This is a genomic window from Hadarchaeum sp. (SeqCode) (assembly GCF_038871235.1).
In the GTDB taxonomy this organism is placed as follows: Archaea; Hadarchaeota; Hadarchaeia; order Hadarchaeales; family Hadarchaeaceae; genus Hadarchaeum.
Map to the genome: position 1 here is coordinate 25638 of NZ_JAVZIN010000011.1, position 21682 is coordinate 47319.

21 protein-coding genes are annotated in these 21682 nt (G+C 53.7%); 10 read left to right on the forward strand and 11 right to left on the reverse strand.

Features of this window, described 5'->3' with window-relative positions; genetic code table 11:
• Window positions 1-45: 45 nt before the first annotated feature.
• Window positions 46-390: a nascent polypeptide-associated complex protein gene (locus QXT02_RS05895; protein ID WP_342812507.1), complete on the forward strand. Its 345-nt coding sequence runs from the start codon at window positions 46-48 to the stop codon at window positions 388-390.
• Window positions 391-431: 41 nt separating this feature from the next.
• Here QXT02_RS05895 and QXT02_RS05900 read toward each other — a convergent pair whose 3' ends face one another.
• From QXT02_RS05900 to QXT02_RS05910, 3 genes are all read right to left on the reverse strand, one after another.
• Window positions 432-650, reverse strand: coding sequence for a hypothetical protein (locus QXT02_RS05900; RefSeq protein WP_342812509.1), 219 nt, complete (start codon window positions 648-650; stop codon window positions 432-434).
• Window positions 651-653: 3 nt separating this feature from the next.
• The gene (locus QXT02_RS05905; RefSeq protein ID WP_342812510.1) at window positions 654-1316 is read right to left on the reverse strand and encodes a B3/4 domain-containing protein; all 663 of its coding nucleotides are present in this window, start codon (window positions 1314-1316) and stop codon (window positions 654-656) included.
• Window positions 1317-1508: 192 nt separating this feature from the next.
• A complete protein-coding gene (locus tag QXT02_RS05910) occupies window positions 1509-2849 on the reverse strand; it encodes an MFS transporter (RefSeq protein WP_342812512.1) in 1341 nt (446 codons plus the stop codon).
• 114 nt (window positions 2850-2963) lie between these two features.
• On the opposite strand from QXT02_RS05910, the gene guaA reads away from it, so the two are divergent.
• Window positions 2964-4514 (forward strand): glutamine-hydrolyzing GMP synthase, encoded by a 1551-nt coding sequence (guaA, locus tag QXT02_RS05915; RefSeq protein ID WP_342812513.1) that lies wholly within the window; start codon window positions 2964-2966, stop codon window positions 4512-4514.
• 1 nt (window position 4515) lies between these two features.
• On the opposite strand, the gene QXT02_RS05920 is transcribed toward guaA, so the two are convergent.
• The 3 genes from QXT02_RS05920 to QXT02_RS05930 form a co-directional block, all read right to left on the reverse strand.
• A complete protein-coding gene (locus QXT02_RS05920; protein WP_342812514.1) occupies window positions 4516-5094 on the reverse strand; it encodes a hypothetical protein in 579 nt (192 codons plus the stop codon).
• Window positions 5095-5232: 138 nt separating this feature from the next.
• Complete coding sequence (locus QXT02_RS05925; protein ID WP_342812515.1) at window positions 5233-6036, reverse strand: hypothetical protein; 804 nt, start codon at window positions 6034-6036, stop codon at window positions 5233-5235.
• A 73-nt stretch (window positions 6037-6109) separates the two neighbouring features.
• Window positions 6110-7294, reverse strand: coding sequence for an OFA family MFS transporter (locus QXT02_RS05930; RefSeq protein ID WP_342812535.1), 1185 nt, complete (start codon window positions 7292-7294; stop codon window positions 6110-6112).
• Between the two features lie 168 nt (window positions 7295-7462).
• On the opposite strand from QXT02_RS05930, the gene QXT02_RS05935 reads away from it, so the two are divergent.
• On the forward strand, window positions 7463-7636 hold the full coding sequence (locus QXT02_RS05935) for a hypothetical protein (RefSeq protein ID WP_342812536.1): 174 nt from the start codon (window positions 7463-7465) through the stop codon (window positions 7634-7636).
• 331 nt (window positions 7637-7967) lie between these two features.
• On the opposite strand, the gene QXT02_RS05940 is transcribed toward QXT02_RS05935, so the two are convergent.
• Window positions 7968-8519 (reverse strand): acetate uptake transporter, encoded by a 552-nt coding sequence (locus QXT02_RS05940; RefSeq protein WP_342812516.1) that lies wholly within the window; start codon window positions 8517-8519, stop codon window positions 7968-7970.
• A 194-nt stretch (window positions 8520-8713) separates the two neighbouring features.
• Between QXT02_RS05940 and QXT02_RS05945 the strand changes: the two genes are divergently transcribed.
• The 4 genes from QXT02_RS05945 (at window position 8714) to QXT02_RS05960 (ending at window position 13884) form a co-directional block, all read left to right on the forward strand.
• Window positions 8714-8998, forward strand: coding sequence for an acylphosphatase (locus QXT02_RS05945; RefSeq protein WP_342812517.1), 285 nt, complete (start codon window positions 8714-8716; stop codon window positions 8996-8998).
• Window positions 8998-9459: a hypothetical protein gene (locus QXT02_RS05950; RefSeq protein ID WP_342812518.1), complete on the forward strand. Its 462-nt coding sequence runs from the start codon at window positions 8998-9000 to the stop codon at window positions 9457-9459. The genes QXT02_RS05945 and QXT02_RS05950 overlap by 1 nt, the downstream gene beginning before the upstream one ends.
• A gap of 255 nt (window positions 9460-9714) precedes the next feature.
• Entirely contained in the window at window positions 9715-12513 is a 2799-nt protein-coding gene (locus QXT02_RS05955; RefSeq protein WP_342812519.1) for a DEAD/DEAH box helicase, read from the forward strand.
• Between the two features lie 210 nt (window positions 12514-12723).
• Window positions 12724-13884, forward strand: a complete 1161-nt coding sequence (locus QXT02_RS05960; RefSeq protein ID WP_342812520.1) for a hypothetical protein — start codon at window positions 12724-12726, stop codon at window positions 13882-13884.
• Window positions 13885-13896: 12 nt separating this feature from the next.
• Here QXT02_RS05960 and QXT02_RS05965 read toward each other — a convergent pair whose 3' ends face one another.
• The gene (locus QXT02_RS05965) at window positions 13897-14133 is read right to left on the reverse strand and encodes a hypothetical protein (RefSeq protein WP_342812541.1); all 237 of its coding nucleotides are present in this window, start codon (window positions 14131-14133) and stop codon (window positions 13897-13899) included.
• On the opposite strand from QXT02_RS05965, the gene QXT02_RS05970 reads away from it, so the two are divergent.
• The gene (locus QXT02_RS05970; protein WP_342812538.1) at window positions 14029-15090 is read left to right on the forward strand and encodes an MFS transporter; all 1062 of its coding nucleotides are present in this window, start codon (window positions 14029-14031) and stop codon (window positions 15088-15090) included. The two genes, QXT02_RS05965 and QXT02_RS05970, sit on opposite strands and share 105 nt — an antisense overlap.
• Here the strand turns inward: QXT02_RS05970 and QXT02_RS05975 are convergent.
• Together QXT02_RS05975 and QXT02_RS05980 are read right to left on the reverse strand one after the other, a co-directional pair.
• Entirely contained in the window at window positions 15074-15916 is an 843-nt protein-coding gene (locus tag QXT02_RS05975; protein ID WP_342812521.1) for a vWA domain-containing protein, read from the reverse strand. The genes QXT02_RS05970 and QXT02_RS05975 overlap by 17 nt on opposite strands.
• Window positions 15913-16800: a MoxR family ATPase gene (locus QXT02_RS05980; protein WP_342812539.1), complete on the reverse strand. Its 888-nt coding sequence runs from the start codon at window positions 16798-16800 to the stop codon at window positions 15913-15915. The genes QXT02_RS05975 and QXT02_RS05980 overlap by 4 nt, the downstream gene beginning before the upstream one ends.
• A 91-nt stretch (window positions 16801-16891) precedes the next feature.
• Here QXT02_RS05980 and QXT02_RS05985 point away from each other — a divergent pair, with 91 nt between their 5' ends.
• Both QXT02_RS05985 and QXT02_RS05990 read left to right on the forward strand, forming a co-directional pair.
• Entirely contained in the window at window positions 16892-17371 is a 480-nt protein-coding gene (locus tag QXT02_RS05985; RefSeq protein ID WP_342812523.1) for a MarR family transcriptional regulator, read from the forward strand.
• The gene (locus QXT02_RS05990; protein WP_342812524.1) at window positions 17364-18767 is read left to right on the forward strand and encodes an MATE family efflux transporter; all 1404 of its coding nucleotides are present in this window, start codon (window positions 17364-17366) and stop codon (window positions 18765-18767) included. Before QXT02_RS05985 ends, QXT02_RS05990 begins: the two co-directional genes overlap by 8 nt.
• A gap of 1122 nt (window positions 18768-19889) precedes the next feature.
• Here QXT02_RS05990 and QXT02_RS05995 read toward each other — a convergent pair.
• Entirely contained in the window at window positions 19890-21551 is a 1662-nt protein-coding gene (locus tag QXT02_RS05995) for an ATP-binding protein (RefSeq protein ID WP_342812526.1), read from the reverse strand.
• Between the last annotated feature and the right edge of the window lie 131 nt (window positions 21552-21682).

The window sequence follows — 21682 nt, forward strand, 5'->3', positions numbered from 1 at the left end:
TAGGTTGAAAAAATAAAATCTGCCTAAAATGGAACTGGTGAAAAGATGTTCCCAAGAAAGATAGACCGGCGCCAGATGGAAAGGGCCATGCGCCAGATGGGTGTCAAGATGCAGGAGCTTGACGGCGTTCAAGAGGTGATAATAAAATTCTCCGATCGGGAAATCGTCATCCCCGAGGCCCAGGTGACGCTCACCGAGATGGCCGGACAGAGAAGCTACCAGGTCGTGGGCAGGGAAATTGAACGCAAGCTGGTGCCGGAAATTCCTGAGGAAGATATTAAGCTGGTTATGGAGCAGTCAGGGACAAACAGGGAAACTGCAGTTCAGGCGCTCCGGGAAACAAGCGGCGATATCGCGGAGGCAATTCTGAAACTTAAAGGGAAGCAATAGTCCCGGTTGTCGCTGGTCAAAAAATTTCTCGACGAATTCATTCATCTGGTCAAAATCGCGATTATGATCGAAACTGCGGAAATAATCAGCAGTATCGGCGAGGTAACGAAAACGAAGCCATCGCTGCGGTAGACGTAGATGATCCACCACGGCACCTTGGAAAGGTCGATGTAATTTCCGATGACTGGAATGAGCACCAGCGCTATCCCGATGAGGATGAAAGCCACGCCGAGCAGCGTTATCGCGTTCGTGGCGACCACCGCTTAAAGGACTTCGACGTGCTCCACATATCCGCCGCAATATCTCCTGGCGTAGAGAGCGAGGGAGTTTACTGCAGCCTCAACGCGATCGCGAGGTATCCCTGGCGCATTCCAGACGACAATCGCTATCCGAGAGGTCTTGTAGGTAACCATGGCGGCCTTGGCGTCACCAGCGGTGTAAGCGGAAAGTACCCGTTGATCGTCTCTTAAAATCACCTCACCAGGCCTGGGGCTGACCTTGCGGCCATCGATGAGCTCAAAAGGCATCGTGTCGGTGGCTAACGTTGTCCTTAGCTCCCCCTTGACCCTCTCCAGATCATGAACGCTGACCAAAACCATATGCTCCACGGTGGCAAGTAGACATGAGTCGACGACGTTGTTCACCGAGGGGAACCTGTTGTCAAGGGCGCGCCTCACCAAGTACTCCGGTGCCGGACGGTGGCTGGATGGATCCACGCCCATCGCACTGAAGAAATCACGGTAGGCTTTGATCTCGGGTAACTCAGCCAGGTTAACCGTCCCCAGCTTGGCCTTGAGTTCGCTGAGGACCTGCTGCTTTCTCTCCTCCAGCTTTTCCACGGTGGGCTCAACCGTCACCCCGCTGGCCATGACATAACCCGCGACGAAGCCGGGATATTTCTCCCTGACTGTCAGATCTAGCTTCAAGCTTCAACCTCCTTGTATATTTCGATCGAAGTCCTTTTTTTAACTTTCTAATGATTGTTTGACCTAAAAGTCTTTTAGATTGAGGTGTTTCTGAAAAAGAGCTACCGAAGCGATAAACTTTCGACTAAAACTTATTAATGAAGAATAAAAAATCATGAACAACTCCTAGGCTCAAGAATTTTATTTAACGAACTATTCCTTGGCGATTTCCTCGAGAACTTTGCCTTTGGTCTCGATTCCCAGCACCGCAACGGCAACGGCACCTAAAAAGTGCATTAGGGAAAACACGGCGAAGGCTGCGGCCAAGCCACCATAAGCATACAGAAGAGGAGTTGCCGTGGGGGCAATTACTCCCGCAATGCGTCCTATACTTGCAGCGGCACCAGATCCGGTACCTCTGATGCCCGTAGGATACAGCTCGGGCGTGTAGGCATAAAGGGCCGACCAAGCACCCAAGTTGAAGAAGGAGATGACGAGGCTCCACAGGAGTATAGATGTGGGCTCAACGGCAAAGCTCAGCAGGACACTCCCGACGCCGGCAAACGCGAGATATATCAGCGCAATCGGCTTTCTGCCCACGCGGTCGAGCAACATGGCCGCACTGTAGTATCCCGGCACCTGCGCCAGCGTGACAATCAACACCCACTGAATCGATTTAACAACGGTGAAATTCAGCGGGGGGCTCGCGTAGAAGGTGGGCAGCCAGATGAAAATTCCGTGATAGGTGTAAACGAGGACGGCCCATAAGATCCACAACAGGGCGGTTCTTCTGCGGTAATTCCGAGACCAGAGTCCCTTCAAGGCGGCTCCGAAGCTGTATCGTTGTGGATAAATTGTGGGCAATTTCGGCTCGCTGAAATCCGAGGGAACTATTTTATATTTTTTGAGCACCCCTAACGCCTCGCGGGCTTTTCCCTTCAATTGCAGGTATCTCAGGGATTCCGGCGTAAAAAAGGCAACCACGGGAAGCAGGGATAAAGGCAATAAAGCCACCAAAAATGTGGCCCGCCAGCCATAGGCCGGAAAAAGGAAAAAGGGAAAAATCAGGGAGAGAAGGGCACCGTAAACCCAGGCAGTTTCGACCAAACCCAAAAAACGTCCCCGGTACTTCGCGGGTATGTACTCCGAAACATAAACACCCGGCTGAGGGAGCGACCCACCCAACCCCACACCGGCCAGAAAGCGCAAGAGGGCCATGGTGGCAGGGTCGGGAGCCAGCGAGTTCAGGGCAGTGAAAACAGACATGGTCGTTATCGTGAAAAGGAGGGTTCTCTTCCTACCGATGCGATCAGCGAGAATGCCGCAGACAAAGGCACCGACGAACATGCCCAGATAACCCGCGCTCAACAGTAAGCCTGAAATGAGTGGTTGCTGCCCTAACCCAAACTCCTTGATAATTGGGGTCAAAACTGCGGCGATGAGCAGGACGTTCATCGCCGTGAAGCCGTAGATAAGGCTGCCCACTAACAGCAACATGTAATGAAAGCGCGATAGCGGAGCCTTCTCCAGATAATCTAGAATAGTCTCGGCCATCTAAGTCAACGAGAGTTATCTAAATTTAAAACCATTCTGACAGGGGGTCTGAACAAATTGTAAAAGGCTTAAAGAGCTGACCGACCTAGCTTCTTTCAGCACTGGGGAATTGAGATGAGCGCAAAAACCGATGCCATTATTGTGGTTGACTTTGGTGGTCAATACGCCCACCTGATCGGCAGAAGGATCAGGGATTTCAACGTCTATTCGGAGATCGTCCCCTACGATGTCCTCAGCGACGAAATTGCCGGTCTGAGGGAGAGATTTCTGGTGAAGGGAATCATCCTTTCAGGAGGTCCCTCCAGCGTTTACAAGGAGGATACCGTTGAAAAAGTCAACCAGATCTTTGATCTTGGATTGCCGATACTAGGTATATGCTACGGCCACCAGCTCATTGCCCATGTTTCCGGGGGAAAGGTGAAAGCAGCGGCAAAAAAGGAATACGGGATAACCATTGCCACCATTGACCGGCCGCTGGGTGTCCTGCGGGGATTAAATAAAAGGGAAAAGGTTTGGATGAGCCACAGCGACACCGTCTATAGCGTCCCACCGGAATACCTCGTCCTCGCCCACACCGAGAACTGTCCCGTGGCCGCCCTCAAGCACCGGGAGAAACCCATCTTCGGCCTCCAGTGGCATCCAGAGGTAACCCACACCGAAAACGGAGAGAAGATGTTGCGCAACTTCATCTTCGAAGTCTGCGGCTGCCGAGCCAACTGGAGGATGGGCGACTTTGTAAAAAACTCCGTCAAAGAGATAAGGCAGCAGTCGCGGGGCAAAAAATGCATCATCGCGCTCAGCGGGGGAATCGACTCCAGCGTGGCCACCGCCTTGGCCGCTAAGGCAATTGGTAAAAGATTGACCGCGGTCTTTGTCGACCACGGCTTCATGAGGGAGGGTGAGCCGGAATTCGTTAGGAAAACCTTCGGAAAAATGGGCATAAACTTTATCTCGGTGGATGCGAGGAAAAGGTTCCTCCTGCGGCTGAAAGGAGTAACCGACCCGGAGGAAAAGCGGAAGATTATCGGTGAGGAGTTCATCAAGGTCTTCGAGGAAATCGCGAGAAAGGTGGGCGCCGACTATCTAATCCAAGGTACTATCTACCCGGACAGGATCGAGTCGGGTTTCAGGAGGAGGTCCGAGAAGATAAAGACCCATCACAACGTCGCCGGTCTGCCCACCAAGATGGAATTCAAGGGAATCATCGAGCCGCTGCGGGACCTTTACAAGGATGAGGTGAGGAAGGTCGCCGAAAAATTAAAGCTGCCCCAGGCGATCGTCCGGAGACAGCCCTTTCCCGGACCAGGCCTTGCGGTCAGGATAACTGGAGAGATAACTCCGGAGAAAATCAAGATAGTCAAAACTTCCGACCGCATCGTCAGGGAGGAGATAGAGAGATCTGGACTGAAAGACCGCCTGTGGCAATACTTCGCCGTTTTGACCGAGACCAAGAGCACCGGGGTCAAGGGAGATGCTAGGGCCTACGGCTACACCGTTGCCATCCGGGCCGTGGAGAGCCGGGAGGCGATGACGGCAAACTTTGCCAGAATTCCTTACGAGGTTCTGGAGAGAATCTCAACCAGGATAACCAATGAAAATCCCGGCGTCACCAGAGTCGTCTACGATATCACCCACAAACCCCCGGCCACGATTGAATGGGAGTAAATCAAAGACGACCAGACTTGAGCCTTTTGAACACATAGACCACGATGATTACCACCGCAATCGTGGTTAACAGACCAGAGGCTGTGATGACCAAGATGTCGTCAGTCTCAGCGATAAAGGCGATCGAGATCGCGGCCAAGAAGACCCCGATGTAGAGGCTGGCGTTGCTGCTCAGGAACTTGGTAAATTCCAAGCGAATGATTCTGTGGTATCGGCTAATCAAGATCACCAGAGTGGAAAAGATAACAAATATTATCACCAGCGTGTAGGTGATCCCGGTCCGGTAATCGCCGAAGGTGAGCAGAAGCCCAACCTCGTCCCCGATCAGCCCCCCTCCGGATCCGAACAGAATCGCGGCCAACCGGTCGGCCCGTTCGTCGCGATAGCTGATCCCAATCCAGCCACCTATGGCCATCATCGCCAGGCCGAACCAGAAGTGGTGGATGTGAAAACCGCCGCTGACCAAGACGATGTTGGGGTAAAGCGTGGTGAACGCCCGAGCGGCCAGGAAAGCCAGGATGAAGGAGATTAAGGCCAACACCGAGAGATTGGGCCTAAGCTCCGATCTTTCTGAGGACAAGCAGCCACCCCACAGGACAGAAAATAATCTAACCATTCTCCCTTAAAACTCGTGACCCACTGCAAAGGTGACAAATTCCTAACCGATCTCATCATAGGCTATGCTGCCAAAAAGGCCGCTGCAACTGAGTCAAAGTAATCATCCCATGGCAGCGAGCTCGCTGTATTTTTTCAACCGAAACTTTTTCCCGATCTCCCCATCCCGGAGTAAATCGGTTATTTCCCTGCCTTCTCTCTCGGCCTCCAGAGCCAGCTCCCGATGTCGGCGCAGAAAATCGAGTATCTCAGCATCTTGGAACTTCAACCCCTTGAGATACAGGATGAGGGACTCGTCAAGCGGAGTTAGATAGATGTCCTCCAGAACCACCGTCTTCAAGGCGAATTTCTTCTCCAGCCTGCTGGCGACATCAGGGGCGTGAAGTCTGCCGATGACCACATGCAAGGTGCCCACGTTGCTGGCGAGGGTAACCAGCCTCTCAGCTATTGCTGTGTTCCTCCTCTTGGTCTCATTTACCAGCTTTTGATAAAGACCCAGTATCGAGGCAAAATCCTCATCTCCCAGCAGCGCTAGGACAAGTTCATCCCGGCAGAACACCCAGTCGTTGTAGCGACCAAAATCCTCGTAACAATGAGCGCTGAAACTTTTGTTCCTTTGATAGAGTTCGGGGAGGGCCTGCAGGATGGGGCGGAAGCCGCGCTCGAAATAGGGAGAAATGACATCACCGCCGATGAGAAGCTCCATCAATTTATCGTAGGAAGTTTTGCCCCGCGCATAATCGTTTACGCGAGCCTCAACTTCCTGAGGGAATTCAAGCCCCAGATGAACGCAACCATCACTCAACAAGTAGTCTGCCACCAGCTCGCCAAATTTGTTCTCATGTGGGGCGGGTATTAACTTGATCAACTTCTCAATGACCTTCCTCTCAAAATTAATTATCCCCATTCCCTTAAAACCGCTGACTCAAAAAACCATCCGCTTTGAAATTCCCGCAAGCACCTTTGCTGGGTGATCTCATTTATCTCTTGTGCCTCAAAATTAACGAAATCACCACGGCAACCGCACAAAGAACGCCCGCGATCTGGAAGGCCCAAAGGTAGCTCCCGGTAAGGTCGAAAAGATAGCCGCTCAGATAGGGCCCGAACACACCGCCGATGCCGTAGGCGGTGAAGACAAAGCCGTAATTTATACCATAGTATTTGGTGCCAAAAAGATCTGCCGTGGCCGAGGGAAACATAGATAGGTTGCCGCCGAAGCAGAACCCAACTACTGCCACGGCAAAAAAGAGCGAAACACCACTGGTGCCGATGAGGAGGAACATCACCGCAGCCTGAATGATGAACATTATCGTCATTGACTTTGCCCAGCCGATCCGGTCGGAAATGCCTCCCCAAGAGATCCTGCCCAGTCCGTTGAAAATAGCCAGCACGCTCACGGCCAGCGAAGCCAGCAGGGCATCCATCCCGGTCTCCTGGGCAAACTTGGCCACGTGACCGATGACGCCCAGACCGGAAGTCGTGCCAAAGGTGTACATCAGCCAAATCATCCAGAATTTCTTCGTCCCCAACATCTGCCGCCAAGTGTAGTCCTGGATGGAGGCGGCTTTCGCCTGTCCCGATGACTTCCATCCCTCCGGACACCATCCCTGGGGCGGCACCCTTAGCCCCTGAGCACCTCCGACGGCCACCACGAGGAAGGTTATCCCCAGCAGCTGAAAGGCGGTCTTCCAGCCAATTGTGCTTATCAGATAGGTAGCCAGCGGAGCCAGAAAAGCCGAACTGAGGCCGAAGCCGCAGATAATAATTCCGGTGACCAGTCCTTTCTTATCCGGGAACCACTTGACGCAGGTGGCAATAGGAGTTACATAGGCGAGGGCGACCCCGGCACCTGCGATGAACCCGTAAGTCAAATAAAGCCAGGGCAGGGAGGAAGTGAAGCTGGCCAAAAAGAAACCCAGCCCCAGCAGCAGGCCGCCTACCGAGGCCACCTTTCTGGGCCCGATCTTGTCGTTGAGCCGGCCGGCGGGAATCATCACAAAGGCGAAGGTGAGGAGTAGTATGGTGAAGGCCAGCGAGGTCTCTGCGGTCGTCCAACCAAACTCATTCATCAGCGGCTTGAGAAAGACGCTCCAGGCGTAGACCACTCCCAGCGTCAGGTTTATGGCGAAACCGCAGGGGACAACTATCCAGCGATTGAACCCCACCGTCAACTCCTCCGCAATGTTAATTAGTTAGAGTGAAGGCATTCTAGTTTTTAAACCTATTGTCAAATACTCGGTGTTGATTTTTTTATTTTTAGTAGCAACATCTTTAGAGATGATTCTATTGGGGCGCGACCATCAGCCAAAAATATCTGAACACCAAGGGGGCTGCTGGCGCTGTGGAGAGAAGCGCTGCTCGCTCAAGAGGTTTTGCGCATCAGGACTAGGAGCTGGAAAAATCGCCTAAAGCTGGACAGGTCCAAGGCCCACCCGGATCCGGTCTCGGCCATTGGATCTTACCTCCATCCACTTAGGGAAAAACAGGAGTTATCGTTTGGGACATAACTTATTGCAGGTCGAAAGAAGTCCAAGCGATAACGGTTTCAAGAAAATGGCTAGACGAGGAACTAAAGAGAAAACGCAATAGATCAAAGTATCGGATTCTTTTGAGGGCCAAAAAGACAGAATTACATCCCGTCTTTCGGCTTTCGAAAAGATAGGTAAACGGGCGCACATCGGTTGATATTTTTGAACTTGGGGACAAAAATTATCACGGCGGCGGAGACCAGCTAGCCCTGACTAGCGTTGGCTAACGCTGTGGACGATGGGCACACACTAACCGCCGCCTACACCAGAATGGCGATTTTTCGGTTAATTGCCAAAATGCCGGGATTTGTCATAAAGGCAACAGTTCTCTCTTGTACACGTCTTTAAGTACCTCGGCGGCGGCCACGTAAATTGCGCTTGCCCCGCAGAAGATTCCTTCAATGCCTGCTATAGTTTTTAGTGCTCCGATGCCGCTGAGGTCGGCGGCGGCCAGCAGAAAGAAGAGGATGACCAAGGTCAGAAAAACTACCTGGAGCCCTTTACCCAGCTTCAACGTCCCAAGGAACAAGAACCCGCTGAAGATTCCCCACAGGATCAAGTAGGCAGCCATTGACCTTGGGTCCACAACGCTCGCCCAGCCCAAGGAAGGGAAAAGCAAAATTGCCACTAGGGAAATCCAAAACATCCCGTAGGAGAGGAAAGCCACCGTCCCAAAGGTGTTTCCTTTTTTGAACTCGAGGACACCGACGATCACCTGCGCTATACCTCCGTAAAATAAACCCATGGCAAATATTACACCCACGCCGCTCGAGGGCAGGATTCCGGCGTTGACCAGATTGAGCAACACCGTAGTCATACCGAATGCCATCAAGCCCAGCGGTGCAGGATTTGCGCTGGTCACCTGAACTGCCGAAGCCTCCTGATGCGGCAGGTATCATACCCCCAATAACAATAGTAACAAAGATAATCATCTAAAAAAGGATTTTCGTTGAAAAATTTTATCGCTGAACCAGACCAAGACGATGATGGGAAGTATCGATTTTTGAGGACTCTAAAAAAGCTAAATTTTTACAGAAAATAAATTATAACGAGAGCATGAAGGTCCGGGCTCACGTCTACGTCAGCGGGATGGTCCAAGGTGTCTTCTTCAGGGCCCACACTCAGGACCTAGCGCGGAAACTCGGCATCACTGGCTGGGTGAGAAATCTCTACGACGGTCGGGTCGAGGCGGTGTTCGAGGGCGAGCGAGACAAGGTGGAGGAGATGATAAACTTCTGCCGCCGTGGCCCCCCCGGAGCTGACGTGAGCGGGGTCGAGGTCAAATGGGAGAGCTATAAAGGTGAATTTTCCGACTTCAGCATCAGGCACGGGTGGAAATGATGAGCGTGCGTTCAATTTCCGAGATCATGGAGGAGATGCTCCGGAAGTACAGGCAGAGGCCAGATCTCCGGAGCCAGTGGCGGTTTCTGGCCGGAAAAGACGATCACGGCTACAGCGATTTTTTCATCTACGGCCCGGGCTTCGGGATCTGGCAGATAAAGGGGGAACTCAAGAACCCCTATGAGCTAGTCGGAGCTGGGGCGAGGATGGCTGCCCGGAGGATAGACGATGAGATCAGGGAAATTCTGGAGCAGGGTTCGCCGCTTCCCTTCGGCTTCCTCTCCCCGCATCCCAGGCTGAGAGACCGCGTCATCGTGGCCTCCGGGATCGGGCGCTACCAAGAATCGATGGACGAACTCCGTGCTGCGCTGCCGGAAAGACACCACTGGGTCGAGCGGGGACTAAGGCAAAAGCTCGAGGAACTGCGCCGGAAATTTGAGCTTGACAAAGCCTACCTTTAGTCGGCGGGTGTCAAGCGGAGACTTCACAAGTGCTTGGAGTAAACAGTCAAGACTTGAGTATAGTAAATTGACACACTAATCATCAGAAACCACGTCTTTCCGAATTCAAGGATCCTGCGGAATGTCAAATGAGGACTAAAATTACTCGCAGCCGTTCAAGTGATAAGCTCCAAAAATAAATTATCTGTGGTGTGAATTCTGGAGACCAGCTCCTTCGAACTTCTGGCCAAGCCCATCCGCAGGTTGCTGGAGGAGATGGGCTTCAAGGAACCGACCCTGCCCCAGCAGGCGGCGCTGCCGAAGATACTTGAGGGCAAGAACATCCTGCTGATCTCTCCGGCTGGGACGGGCAAGACTGAGGCCGCCTTTCTGCCGGCGCTGCACCTCATCCTCACCTCGCCGGCTCGTGAGCCCGGGATAAAGATCGTCTACATCACCCCGCTGCGGGCACTGAATCGAGATCTCCTGGACCGGCTGGGGCGCTGGTGCCGCGAACTCGACCTGAAGGTTTCGGTGAGGCACGGTGATACCGCCACCAGGGAGAGGCGCCTGCAGGCCTTGATACCTCCTGACGTGATCATAACCACACCGGAAACCCTTCAGATCCTGCTGCTGGGCAGGAGACTCAGGAACTACCTGCGGAGCGTGCGCATGGTCATTGTTGACGAGGTTCACGAGCTAGCCGATAACAAGCGCGGTGCCCAGCTCGCCGTCACGCTGGAGAGGCTGAGGAACCTCAAGGGGGGCGATTTCCAGGTAATCGGCCTTTCCGCAACCATAGGCGCCCCTGAAGAAGTAGCGAAGTTTCTGGTCGGCAGGGATAGAAACTGCGAGATCGTCGATGTCAGCGTTGCTCGAGAGGTAAGAATTGGTGTCCTCTATCCCACGGCCAAGAAGGTTGACGAAAAACTGGCGGAGGAGCTATACACCTTCCCAGCGGTGGCCGCTCGGCTGCGGGTGATGCGGGAGCTTATCGAGAGGCACGGCTCAACGCTGGTCTTCACCAACACTAGGGCCACGGCCGAGGTTCTCGCCAGCAGGTTCCACCTCTGGGATGTGAAGTTCCCCATCGGCGTCCACCATGGTTCCCTCTCAGCGTTCACCCGGCTGCGCGGCGAGCGGGGGCTGAAACAGGGAGAACTCAAGGGCCTCATCTGCACCTCGTCGATGGAGCTGGGGCTTGACATCGGCGGGGTCGACCTAGTCATCCAGTACAACTCCCCGCGGCAGGCAACCCGTCTGCTCCAGCGCGTGGGACGCAGCGGGCATAGGATCGGCGAGGTCTCTAAAGGGATCATCGTTGTTCAGGACCCCGACGATGCCCTAGAATCCATCGTGATCGCGGCCCGCTCGCATGAGTACCAGCTCGAGCCGGTTCAGGTGCCGGAGAAGCCTCTCGACGTGCTGCTCCACTTTCTAGCCTCCATTCTGGCCTCTCAGAGGTCCGCCTCTGTTGACGAGGCCTACGAGACCGTGCGCCGCGCCTATCCATTTCAAAACCTCGACAGGGAGGAACTACTTGCCGTGCTGAGGTTCGCCCAGAGCTTGGAGAAGCGCCTCCTCTGGGTCTCCGAGGACGGCCGGGAGTTCTCCCGCCCGAAATCCACGCAAAGGCTATTCGACTACTACTACAGCAACCTCTCAATGATCCCGGAACTCAAGCAGTACATTGTCGTTGACGACCAGCACAACCGCCCGGTGGGAATCCTCGACGAGTCGTTCATCGCCGAGTACGGGGAGCCTGGAGTGAAGTTCGTCATGGGGGGCGAGCTCTGGAGGATACTGCAGGTGTTCCGTGACAAGGTCTTCGTGAAACCGGACCGGGATCCCATGGGCGCCATCCCGACCTGGATAGGTGAGGAGATCCCCGTTCCCTTTTCAGTGGCCCAAGAGGTAGGCAGGATCAGGGGCAGGGCTGAGGAGCTGCTGAAATCCGGCAGGAAGTTCGACGAGGCGGTCTCCGAGCTGGCTGCGGAATACCGCGCTGACCAAGAGACTCTGAAATTGGCACTTGAAGATGTCCGCGAACAGGTGAACACCAATCTGGCCGTGCCCACCGACCGGCGCCTCACCGTGGAAAAGGTCAAAGACATCTGCGTGATCAATGCCTGCTTCGGTACCCTGGTCAACAGGACGCTGGCCCGGGTGGTGGCCCACAGGGCCTCGGAGGAAACGGGAGAAGCAACCGCCACCACAATCGACCCCTACCGCATCCTGCTGCGGTCGAGGATGCTGGAACCTGACGACCTGGTGACTCTTCTCCGGGAAAGGCTGGCTGAGATCCAAAAAGACATCCGCAAGGTGATTGAGGAGAGCCGTTTCTTCAGGTGGCGTTTGGCCCAGGTGGCGCGTCGGATGGGAGTTCTGGAGCGGGAGGCCGAGATAACCAGCTCGGCGTTGGAGAAGCTGGCGCGGGCGCTGCGGGGCACCCCGGTCTTCGAGGAGACGTTCAAGGAGGTGGAGCGGAAGGACCTCGACCTGAAGAAGACGCTGGAGGTGCTGGAGAGGATAAAAAACAATGAAATCGAGGTGGTCTCCCTCGGCCGGTTAAGGGAGCCGAGCCCGATCTCCAAGCTGGCCTGGATGCAGCGCTATCTGGCTCTAGAGCCGGTGATGCCGGAGCGGACCAAGTTGCTCGCCATCGCCTCGACCAAGGCCCGCCTGCTCAGCGAGGCCCGCATTTTCGTCTGCACCGATTGCAAGAAGTACATCCGGGAGCTCCAGATTCACCAGCTGGAGGAAAAGCCCCGCTGTCCCCTCTGCGGCTCAACTAGGCTGGGCATGGTCGAGGAATCTGAGGAGGAGGTGCGGCGGGCAATGGAACTGGTGGAAAGAGGCCGCGATGTCGCCCTCTGGAGGGAAATCATGGAGAGCTCTAAGCTGATCTCTCAATTTGGCAAGGTGGCCGCGCTGGGACTGGCCGGCCGGGGCCTGACCCCTGCGGCAGTGAGGGAGATACTCGCCAAGGAGCCGAGGTTCACCAACCAGTTCCTGGAGCTGGTGCTGAAGAAGGAGCGGGAGCTGCTGTTCAGGAGATACAGGTGGGGCGGCTGAGGCTCAACTTCTGCCCTCAAAAAATATCCCGCTGTTTGGTTGGTTTTCTCGAGCTCCAATGACACAGCTATGTCACCCGTGATGATACACGTGTATCAATCACGAATTTTCACTGCCAACACAAAATCAAAGGCCGACAAGCTTTTGGGTAGATAGCCATCTTGACGCATGTCTGATTTATACTCCAGCGCCATTAATTGTGGAGCTGGTATGGGTAAAATTCATCCTGGATCTGAAATAGCTGCCCTGGTGAAAAAACACGAGGAACTGAGGGCCAACGGAATCAACCTCATTGCCTCGGAGAACTGTCTCTCCTCCGCTGCCCGCGAGGCCCTTGCCAGCGACCTTGCCGGCCGTTACCACTCTGATTTCTACGGCGGTTCAAGGTTCGCTCAGGAGATCATCGAAACAACGGAGCAACTGGCGGAAAAGCTCTTCCGGGCCAAACACGCGCTGGTTTCACCGCTCTCCGGAACCATGTGTGACCTCGCCGTGATGCTCGCCTTCACCGTCCCGGAGGAAAAGGTGGCCATGGTTCCGTTCAGCTCCGGTGGCTTTCCGCTCGGGGTGCAAAAGTTCCACCGCCGCCTGGTCCAACTCTCCGTGAACGAGCAGAGCTACGAAATCGACCTCAACCATGCCAGGAAAACAATCGCCGAGGAGCGCGTGAGGCTGACGATCCTCGGGGCATCCTACATCCTCTTTCCCCACCCGGTCAAGGAGCTGAGCCAGTTCATCGAGAGCGAGGAACTGCCCTGCCTTCTGGGCTACGACGGCTCACACGTCCTAGGCCTGATCGCCTGCGGAGAATTCCAGGACCCGCTTCGAGAGGGGGCGGAAATCCTCTTCGGCAGCACCCACAAGTCCCTCTACGGCCCGCAGGGAGGGCTGATCCTGACCAACTCCAGCGAGCACGAACAGAAGCTCAGAAATTTCCTCGACATCGACCTGGAAACCGGCATCGGTCTCGTCGACAATCCCCACGTGAACAGGATCGCCGCACTCGGGGTTGTCCTCGAGGAGCTGCTGCGGGACAGGAGCTACGGCCGGCGCGTTGTCAGAAATGCCCAGTCTCTGGCCAAGGCCCTCGATGAATCAGGCGTCCCGGTGAGGTTCAAACAGAGGGGCTACACCCAGAGCCATCAGATCCTCCTCGACCTCAATCCCACGGCTGCGGAAAGGCTCTGCCGGCAGCTGGAACAGGTGAACATCTTCATCGACGTCGCGGGCAGGCTGGGCGTGGCTGAGGTGACTCACCGCGGGATGGGGCTCCCTGAGATGTTCAAGATTGCCGAGGTAATTTCCTCAGTTTACAAAAAGGGACCATCAACGGAACTGAAAAGAAAGATACGGCAACTGGTAAAACGCTGAAAACATCTTCGTTTATAAACCTGTCCAGAGATAACAGTTGAGATAAAAAAGGTGTTGCCAATGAAGAGCCGGTGGTTGCCGCTTGCGGTGATGACCTTTGCCCACTTCTTCAACGACTTCTTCCAGTTCATCCTGCCGCTGTTCCTGCCCCTCTTCATCCTCGAGTTCAACCTGAGCTACTTTGAGAGCGGGGTGCTGCTGGGCGTCTACCTCGGCTCCGCGGTGGTCCTGAACGGGCTGCTGGGACACCTGGCCGACAAATACCGCAAACGGAAGCCGCTGATGTGCCTCGGGCTGGCCCTCTACGGGATCTCGGTCTCAGCGCTGCAGTTCGCCCAGGATTACCCCACGCTCCTGATTCTCTCCGTGATCATGGGAATCGGATTCAGCTCCTACCATCCTCAGGCCACCAAGATCATCACCTCGCTCTACCCGAACCACAAGGGTAGATACATGGGGATTCATGGGGGCGGGGGCGCCATCGGCTTCTTCGCCTCACCGCTGCTGCTGGCCCCTCTAGCCTACTCCATCGGCTGGAGGCCAACCGTCTCCCTGCTCTTCATCCCCACCTGTGTCGCCGCCCTGCTGCTCTGGCTGGTGCTGAGGGAACCAGAGCCCGAGCCGAAGAGCAGCGGCAGGAGGATACTCTGGTGGCCGATAATCCTGCTCGGCCTCGTCTACGGCCTCACCTTGTTCGTCTTCCGGGGCTTTACCAACTTCATGCCCGTCTACTTCTACTCGGTCCAAGGCAACACCGCGATCGAGATGGGTCTGCTCAGCAGCCTGGTCTGGGGGATGGGCGTGATTGCCGAGCCGCTGGGAGGCACGATATCGGACTACATCGGCCGGAGGAACACCTTCACCATCTCGCTGCTACTGCTGGCATTTTCCCTGCTGGGATTCTTGAACTCCTCAGGTCCGCTGGCAATCGCCCTCCTCATCCTCTTCGGCTTCTTCGGCCAGGCAACGCGCTGCGTGGGTTTGCTCTACTCCTCCGAGCTGGCCCCGCCGGAGAGCACCGGGATGTTTGTGGGCATCGTCTTCGGCATTTCGCAGGGGTTGAGCCTGATCTCCACGATGACGGTGGGCTACATAGCCGACATCACCGGTTTCTACTGGGCCTTCATGGGCCTCGTCACCGTCGCCATAGTCGCCACGGCGCTGTCGCTTCGGATGAAGGACTCCAAAGCTAGGCAAACTCCCTGAGGAGCTTCCGGATGGCTCCCGGGATCTGGGAATACTCCCTCACCCGATAGACTCTGCCTCGTCCCAGCTCAGCCAGTAGTGAACAGGTGCCGGCGTCGGAATGAGGAGACTCGACCATGATCACGCAGAGCTTGGGAAATCCAGACGCGACCCTCTCTGGGTGAAAGCCTTCTGAGCACCTGCCATCGGTGATTATTATTCCCAGCCTTTCTCCTGCCGCGGCCCTCTCCAGCTCGTTCAGCCCTGCCCTCAGTCCCTCCTCCATGTTTGTGTACCCGAAAGCGTTGATCTCTAGAAGATCAGAGATGACCTGACGCACATCCCTCCTCTGCCCCATTGCCTTGAGAACCTGCGCCTGGGAGTTAAAGGTGATCACGGCATAATTATCCTCCCTCAACTCGATGGCCAGCATCGAGGCTCCCACTGCAGCCACGGCCAGCTTCTCCCCAGCCATGGAGAGGCTGGTGTCCAGCATCAGCGAGCAGGCCAGCTTCTTCCTCTCCCTCGTCTCCACCACGATGTCCTCGGCTCGGTAGTCCGGCTTACCGACGATCCGCTCGCAGGTGGCCTCGAGGTCCATCTCATCGGCGCCGAAGCGGTAGCTGTCCCTCCTCAGCCTGGCGGACCTCTTCGTGGGACCAAGGCTTCTCAGGGCCCGGCGCAGAATTGCCCTGATGGCTATCTTCCTGAGTTCCTCGCGCTGCCTCTCGTCGAGCCTGTTCTTGAGGTCAGGGTAGCTCCGCGCAATCAGCCAGCCGACATCTTCATTTTCGGCCTCGGTTGTCTTTCCGGAAAAAATCACGGTGTAAATCGTAGGTTCAGTCAAGTCTTTTTTTTTACTTCGAGAGGGGTGGTGATTCTATCCAATCCCTCTGCTCTTTTCAGGAGTGAATCAACGATCGCGTCGATGACCTCGGTGGGCTGGCTCCGGGCCTCCTCCCTCAGCTCGATTCTCGTGGGCAGGGCCAAGCGGCAGGCCTTCCTGACCGCCTCAACATCACCGCCCAGCTGGACAGCGAGCAGGGCCACGCTGATCGCGGCCCGGATCGAGGCCCCCCTCCTTATCTCAGGGTGCTCGCGGGTCGCCCTGACTATCCGAACGACCAGCCGGGCAAAGTTATCGTCCTCAATCCCAGTCCGCAGCTTCAGGATCTCGATCTCCTCGGCCTCAGGCTGGTAGCCCAGCGTCACCAGCTCGAAGCGGTCGCGCAGCGCCTCGGAGATGGGACTGGTGGCGATGAACTCCCTCGGGTTCTGGGTGGCAATGATGACGAAGCCATCGGCGGCGGTGATGCTGCCGATCTTTGGTATCTCGATCTTGAACTCGTCCATCGCGGGCAGCAGCACGTTCTGAACCGACTCCGGCATCCGGTTCAGTTCGTTGATGAAGAGGACGCCGCCGCTCTGCATCGCCATCGTCAGCGGCCCAGGAATGAAAGCCTCTTGAACGTAGCCCAGCTTTAGGACAATCGGCGGGTCGAACCAGCCGGTGAGCTTCTGCTCGGTGTACCTCTCATCGCCATCGACGCGGAAGACCTGCTTGTGCAGGTAGTTGGAAATGGCCAGCGCGATGACGGTCTTGCCCACGCCGACCGGTCCCTCGATTAGGAGATGTCTGCCCGCCCGGACCACCGCCAAAGCCTGCTCCAGCTCCCTCTCCCTGCCGATGATGCCGAACCTCTTCTGAATCTCCCTGATCTCCTCGATCATCAAGGCTGCCCCAGATAAACTAGCCGCTGGGGGATAAACCCTTTTCCGGCGTTGCAGGGTAAAATAGTTGCTATAGCAACCTTTATATCGGATGGTTGTGTTGGTTGATGGAGGCACGGCAATGGGCGAACGCAGGTCAATCGGGCGGCTGATCTCCTACCTTTACCGGCTCACGGGAAGCTACCTTCACGAGAGGCTGAAGAAGCACGGCATCGGCAGCGGGCAGGTCCCTCTCCTGATGAGGCTCTATCGCGGCGACGGCATCAATCAGGACCAGCTGGCGAAAGAACTCAGGATCGACAAGGCCACCTGCACCAGAGGGCTGAGGAAGCTGGAGCGGGCGGGCTATGTGAGGAGAATTTCTGATGAAGCCGACCGGAGGGCCTACAGAATCTGCCTGACCGAGAGGGCAAGAAAGCTGCAACCGACAGTCGAGAAGGCTCTGGAGGAGTGGACGAAGCACCTCCTCTCCGGATTTTCTGATGAGGAGAGGGAAATGGTGTTCGACCTTCTGGAGAGGCTGGTCGCCAACGCCTCGGCATGGAAAGCGGGTGGCGGGAAAGATGTCTGAAGAATTGCTGGCGCCGGAGAAGAGCTACACGGAAGGGGTCAAGACGCTGCTGGGAGATCCAAAGAAGGCCATCGTCAAGCTCTCCCTACCCATGATCATGGCGATGCTGATTCAGGCCACCTACAACCTCGCCGACGCCATCTGGGTGGCGGGCATCGGCGCCGACGCTCTGGCCGCCGTCGGCTTCGTCTTCCCCTTTTACTTCATCATGATGGCGATCTCAACCGGGATCGGGATCGGAAGCAGCTCGGCCATCGCCCGGAGAATTGGCGCCCGGGACAAAACCGGGGCCGACAGCGCTGCCACCAACTCCATCGTGCTGGTGGTGATAACCGCGGTGATGTTCACCGTGCCCTTGATCACCCTCACCGAGCCCATCTTTGGGGCAATCGGGGCCAGCGGGACGCTCCAGATGACCGTGGACTATGCCCGAATAATCTCAGCCGGGGCCATCTTCCTCTTCTTCAACAACGTCGGTAACGCGATCCTGAGGGGAGAGGGCGACGCCAAGAGGGCGATGTATGCCCTCGGGCTCGGGGCCGGGATGAACATCGTTCTGGACCCGATCTTCATCTACTCGCTGGGGCTGGGCGTTGCCGGGGCGGCGCTGGCCACCGTCCTCTCGATGGCCGTTTCCTCGGCCCTGCTGCTCTACTGGCTGGCGATCAAGAACGACACCTATGTCTCGATCAGGTTCCGGGGCTTCAGGTTCAACGGGAAGATACTGAAGGATATCCTCAGGGTCGGCATCCCCTCGTCGATAGTCCAGCTCTCGATGTCTATCTCGATGCTGGTGATCAACTTTCTCATCGTCCTCATCTCAGGGGGAGGCACCGATGGCGTTGCCGTCTACTCGGCGGGCTGGAGGGTGGCCACCGTGGGCACTCTGCCACTGAATGGAATTGCCACCGCCGTGGTCGCCGTCTGCGGCGCGGCCTTCGGCGCCAGGTCCTACGAGAAGATCAGCATCTCGCACCTGCACGCGATTAAAATCGGCCTGCTCATCGAGGCGGCCGTGACCGGGGCGACGTTCATCTTCGCCCCGCAGATCGCCGCCGTGTTCACCTACTCTGAGGGCGCGGCCCACCTCGCCGACGACCTGACGCTGTTCCTCCGGATCGCCTGCCTCTTCTGGCCCTTCGTCTCCTTCGGGATGCAGTCGTCGGCGCTGTTCCAGGCGGTGGGCAGAGGGATCAGCTCCATGATGGCGACGATCCTGCGCGCGCTGGTGCTGACGCTGCTCTTCATCTTCATCCTGGCCTTCGTCCTCAACTTCGGGCTGATCGGCGTCTGGTGGGGCATCGTGGTGGCCAACATCATCGGCTCACTGGTGGTCTTCAGCTGGGCCAGGTTCTACGTGGGCGGGCTGATGCGGGCTAACAATTCCGCGCGATGAAAAATCTGGCTAAATTCAATGGGGGCCGGGGCATCTATGGGTCCTCGGTTAATTATTCTTCCCGCCTTCAACAATGGTGGTGTATTAGGTGACCAAGGCCGCAATTGCACCGAGAGCCGCCAGCTAGGACGCCAGCAGCGCTCCGACGATTCCAGCCGTGACCAGAATCTTAGGGTTTTGCCCCACCTCATCCTTGACGATTATCTGGGTTATGTTCAACGCACGCTGATAAGCGAATAAAATACCAGAGGATCAAGAAATATGGAAGTTACTCAAAGATAAGGACGGCGATTAGGGAGGAGCCGATAAAGCTGGCGCAGTATTTGAGGGGAGAGAAAGAAAGTTATTGCCCCATAGGGCTTAATTTGGTGCAAAAACTTGGGATTTTAGCCACAAAGAGTTAAAAACGCTTGAACCAATGCGCAAATACATGAATACACTTAGACGTAAAACAGATGAGGTGAAGATCCAACTTTTAAAAGGTAAAGTAGCTGAATATGTAGCTGTTCGCTTCTTCCAACGGTGGTTATCCTTGGTCAGAAAAAGGTGTGGCAAAGATATGGACTCCTTACTTGTCGCTTGTTATTTCAGTTACCCGTACCGGAGCATGCGACAAAAATTAACGTGGGCGTACATCATTGAAGAAAAGTTATTGATGCCCGAGCTTATGCCCATTTTCAAAATTCTAAAAAATAAGGGTTGTGCATCTGACTTAATAGCTGAGGTCGACTTTTGTGAAATAAAAACTGAAAAGTATTTCATAGAAGTGAAATATGGTAGATCGCGCTTAGATCCATGGTAGAAACTATCCCAAGAACTCTAAAAAACGAAAGTTTTATCCCCGTGATTATTCGCGTTAGACGCGTGAATCTGGCTAAAAACCTTTTCGACATTGTGTTCGAATAATTTGAGATGAAAAATATTCGACCCGTTGTACAATCTACTTAACTTGGGTTATGAAGTCCTGAAAAAAGTGGGAATGATGGAGTTTAAAAAAATAAAACTTAAATCACTAACACTGATTCGAAATTTAACGTTTTGGCCAACGAAAAAGAAGATATAAAAACACAGATTCTGTAAAAAAGAAACATTTAATAAAAATAAAAAATAGCGTCTTATTTATCATAATCTAAACTCTTTGAGCAAAATCAAAGGAACCTCTCTATTCATATTGACATTAACTAACTTGAACTTTGCTCCGTAAAAAATTTTTTCGTCCTCTGGAATCGGTTCTACTTTCCAACCTTTTCTGATCTTTTTTCTATTTAGATCATACGCTACAAGTAGCATTATATCCTCAATTTTCTTTAATCCCTTGTCATGGTCCGCCATGAATTCTACTGCATCAACCTTGTATTCAACAAATCCTTCGACCATAAAAATATCGGGCTTTTGTTTAATTTTTCTGAATCCTTCTTGAATCAATTCCTGAGCACGGGGCTGTAGGTCAGATATTTTTACCGAATATCTAATAATGGCGTCGTATGGGGCATCCGAACTCTCAGATAATGTTTGATAACCTTTTAATATGCCTTTACCAATCAGTTCGTGGAATATTCCTACTACACTTAATTCCTCCCCTTTAGTGGGAACTTTCGCATATGGGATTTCTGCGATCTTAAGATCTTCTTTATTCCTAGCCTGATTTTTTAGTTGATCTAAAACCGGGATTGTAACTCTTGGTGGCGGAGTAAAGAGTCTCGCATATCTAACTACTTTTTGGTTGAAAAAATCTGCCAAATCTCTGTGAATTTGAATTAAATCCGAGCGGGTAATCGATTTTCGTCCAACATCTAAAGCTACATCGTCTCTCTCTATCAAGACAAATAGATTTCCCCAATAGCCAGCATAGCCAGTCTTTGGGGGAGATATTTCTACAGGCATGGGGGCACCTTTAACCCCCAAAACGATTGTTGCCGGAAATGGATATTGGCCTTTTTCTGATCGCAAATCTTCTCTCGCAAAAGTTGCTCGAATTTTTCTGTCTTTGTCCAAGATATCAAAAAGATAATCCTGATAAAAACCGTCTGGATAATCATTAATTTTTGTATCATTTTCTAGTTCTTCAAATGTTTTTACATGATCCGAATATTTGAGACTCGGATGCAAGAAACAAAAAGGTATTTTTCTTGTGGTTCTTATTTCGTCGCCGGATTCGTCTTTAGTGATGAAACAAACTTCAATTTCGATGTCAATGTCCGTTTCGGCCAATGCGTTTCTCGTGTTTCCAACAGCAGTGAACAATCTAAGCGCTTCGGCTAGGTCTTCAATATCTTTGAAGTCAGTCTTGAATTCAATACTTTTCGTTGTTATTTTAGTGTAGTTTGAGGTTTGTGTCCTTGCCACTTCCACAATTTTGAGCACAGGTTCTTTTCTACTGAGTAACGCATCTCTCGCTTTTTCACAAACAGCTCTAACCTTTTTGCCATCTTTTACTGATTCTACCTCAAAGTAGTCAGAGACAAGCAAAACATAGGAACCACCAACCCCTTTTTCCCCTATAAGAAAGGATCTCAAATCCTCTTTGTCAGTTCTTCCTAATGCAAATAGCTTTAAATCTTCTTCATCCATACCAGTTCCGTTGTCAAATACAGTAAACAAGCCTTTAGGAGCGTTAAATTCAACGTATATCTTGTTTCCAGATTTGCGTCCCGTTCGTCTAATCGCATCAACTGAATTTTGTAATAATTCCGAGAGGAAATCTGTTTCGTAATGATAGCTATCTACTATATCTTTTCCAATACGAAAAAGATCCGCTTCGCGGAAAATTCCGATTTCATTCATTTTTATCAATTGAAATTAATAATTAGTGTATATAAATTTTTAACCCCAACGATCTCATTTTTTAGAATTATCGAACTTATCAGTGCTGCTTATCCCATGATCTAACACGTCTCTCTTCATGGCCCTGTTTA

Bases quoted from the DNA above. Each gene is read 5' to 3' on its own strand.
- QXT02_RS05980 (WP_342812539.1), bottom strand. From the start codon at position 16,800: ATGATCGAGGAGATCAGGGAGATTCAGAAGAGGTTCGGCATCATCGGC.
- guaA (WP_342812513.1), top strand. From the start codon at position 2,964: ATGAGCGCAAAAACCGATGCCATTATTGTGGTTGACTTTGGTGGTCAA.
- QXT02_RS05985 (WP_342812523.1), top strand. From the start codon at position 16,892: ATGGTTGTGTTGGTTGATGGAGGCACGGCAATGGGCGAACGCAGGTCA.
- QXT02_RS05950 (WP_342812518.1), top strand. From the start codon at position 8,998: ATGAGCGTGCGTTCAATTTCCGAGATCATGGAGGAGATGCTCCGGAAG.
- QXT02_RS05955 (WP_342812519.1), top strand. From the start codon at position 9,715: ATGGGCTTCAAGGAACCGACCCTGCCCCAGCAGGCGGCGCTGCCGAAG.
- QXT02_RS05895 (WP_342812507.1), top strand. From the start codon at position 46: ATGTTCCCAAGAAAGATAGACCGGCGCCAGATGGAAAGGGCCATGCGC.
- QXT02_RS05925 (WP_342812515.1), bottom strand. From the start codon at position 6,036: ATGGGGATAATTAATTTTGAGAGGAAGGTCATTGAGAAGTTGATCAAG.
- QXT02_RS05960 (WP_342812520.1), top strand. From the start codon at position 12,724: ATGGGTAAAATTCATCCTGGATCTGAAATAGCTGCCCTGGTGAAAAAA.
- QXT02_RS05945 (WP_342812517.1), top strand. From the start codon at position 8,714: ATGAAGGTCCGGGCTCACGTCTACGTCAGCGGGATGGTCCAAGGTGTC.
- QXT02_RS05995 (WP_342812526.1), bottom strand. From the start codon at position 21,551: ATGAATGAAATCGGAATTTTCCGCGAAGCGGATCTTTTTCGTATTGGA.
- QXT02_RS05910 (WP_342812512.1), bottom strand. From the start codon at position 2,849: ATGGCCGAGACTATTCTAGATTATCTGGAGAAGGCTCCGCTATCGCGC.
- QXT02_RS05990 (WP_342812524.1), top strand. From the start codon at position 17,364: ATGTCTGAAGAATTGCTGGCGCCGGAGAAGAGCTACACGGAAGGGGTC.